The sequence below is a fragment of the Polaromonas sp. P1_E3 genome, assembly GCF_056405935.1.
This window is the reverse complement of record NZ_JBFUBD010000431.1, coordinates 1-2,145: the sequence shown is the minus strand read 5'-3', so window position 1 is coordinate 2,145 and position 2,145 is coordinate 1. Positions and strand designations below refer to the sequence as shown.

General features: G+C 60.9%; 2 protein-coding genes and 1 pseudogene. All 3 read left to right on the top strand.

Annotated elements, in window-relative coordinates; genetic code table 11:
• Positions 1-238 (top strand): hypothetical protein (locus tag AC1D0Z_RS20180; protein WP_477659949.1); only part of this gene is annotated, 238 nt, incomplete at its 5' end.
• Between the two features lie 2 nt (positions 239-240).
• The gene (locus AC1D0Z_RS20175) at positions 241-1,764 is read left to right on the top strand and encodes a lipopolysaccharide biosynthesis protein (RefSeq protein WP_477659948.1); all 1,524 of its coding nucleotides are present in this window, start codon (positions 241-243) and stop codon (positions 1,762-1,764) included.
• Between the two features lie 81 nt (positions 1,765-1,845).
• Positions 1,846-2,145: pseudogene (locus AC1D0Z_RS20170) on the top strand (O-antigen ligase family protein); the annotation flags it as partial.

The window sequence follows — 2,145 nt, the reverse complement described above, 5'->3', positions numbered from 1 at the left end:
ACCGACGGGTGCGAATGCCAAAGCCACACGCATGAAACTGCAACCCGGCACTGAGCCGGTCAAACTCAGCACCGTTCGCAGCACGGAACCGGTCATCAACAGCACCAGCTTGAATGCAGCGGCCACTGACGAGGCAGGCCCGGACGATTCCGGATGGCACCCTTATGGAACGCTGCTGGCCACGCTGGCGTTGATGTGCGTGATTGCCATCCGCCGGCATAAAACAGAAAGGTCCTGAGCATGAGTGGGTTGGGTCGTCCGGGTGTTGCAGCAGTCAAGTGGAGTGCCGTTTCCACGGCAGCCCGCTTTGGGCTGCAACTGGTGGCCCAGGTGGTTTTGGCTCGCACCCTGGGGCCGGAGATCTTTGGCGTTTTTGCCATCGGCATGGTGGTGCTCACATTCGCCACATTTGTTTCCGGTTTCGGTTTCAGCTGGAGCCTGTTGCAGCGCACCACCTTAAACGAGGAAGACGTCCGGTTTGCGTGGACCTGGCAGCTCATCGTGGGCATTGCCACCATGCTCGCCGTTTATTTTCTGGCGCCGCTGTTGTCGGCTTATTTCAGGGAGCCGCGTGCGCAATTTGTCATCGAGTGGTTGTCGGTGGCATGCCTGCTGGGTGCCGCAGCTGCGCCGGCCACCTACCTGCTGCAACGTGACCTCAACTTCCGCGCAGTAGGCCTGATCCAGGTCGGCAGTTATGCCGCAGGGTACGTAGCCGTAGGGGTGCCGATGGCGCTGCTTGGTTACGGTGAGGCGTCCCTCGTGGCAGCCTGGCTGGTGCAGGCATCCGTGGTGTTTGTTGCAAGCTACGCGCTCAAACCGCACGCGCTTCGTCCGCTATTTTGGTACGCAGATGCAAAGTCTGCCGTGGGCACAGGACGCACCGTTTTTTTTACCAACATCGTCAACTGGGTGCTCAACAACCTTGACCGGGTATTGATAGGCCGGTTGCTCAACGCGCAGTCGCTGGGTCTTTATAACGTCGCCTACAACCTGGCAACCATGCCCAACACCCTGTTGTTGGGTGCGCTTCAACCCGCCTTCCTGGCGGCGGGCGCCCGTCTGCAAAATGACTTGCCACGACTGGGCCGCGCGTACCTTCAGATGCTGGCCACGATGATGGTATTGGGACTGCCCGCATTTGCCACGCTGGCCGTCCTGTCGCCCGACATTGTGCGGGTGCTTTATGGCCCTGCATGGAGCGGCGCAGCCTGGGTCCTGGGGATTCTGTTCCTCTGCATGCCGGCATATGTCATCTGGGGACTCTCGACGCCGGTGCTCTGGAACACCGGGCGCAAACATTACGAATTTGCGCTGCAGCTCCCGTTGATCGTTCTGGGTGTCCTCGGTTTTTACGCGTTTGCACGCCAGGGAATCCATATGGCTGCAGTGGTAGCAGGCCTGCTGCTGGTGCTGCGCGCGGGCGTTACGGCTGCGGCAGCATTTCGTGCGCTGGAACTTCGCTGGACAGCCTTGTTGCCGGACGCGTTGCGTGGGCTGCTTCTTTGCGCCACCAGCGTTTCAGGTGTTATGGCCGGTCGGGCCGCGGTTGCGGGTTTTGCTATTCCTTTGCTTTCCCTGGCGGCGAGCGGCCTGCTGGCGGCCGCGCTTCCCGCCGCGCTGCTGGCTTTCAGGCCACAGATACTGGGACAGGAAACTTCGGCAATGGTGATCCGCTTTGTTCCCGGCCTGGCGAAATTTCTGCGCCGTGGTGTCCCGGCACCTCGCCCCGAGCTTTCCAGCTCCCTTGAACAGCCACTCTGAGGAGCCATCCTGGAACAAACCGTCGTTATCTCCGTTCTGGTTGCCGGCGCCATCCTCGCAGCGCTTTTGGCGACGCTGGGCATGGCCGGGGCCGTTCATGTCACGTCACGCCGTGCGCACGGCTACATGCACGTCATTTTTTACGCCATCCTGGTGATGGTGGCCCTGAACAACTTTCTCTCCGGGCGAGATCTCTCCAGCAGTGCGTTTAAATTGGACGAGGTTGCGGTGGTAGTGCGCCATCCGGTGGTGGCTCTGGCGCAACCGCTGGTCTCCCTCTTGCTGCTCACGCTTGCCGGGGAGCGCATCATCACGCATTGGCTTCTGCGCGACAAGACGGCACAGTCGCCTCCGGTGATGCTGATTGCCTTTATCCTGTTC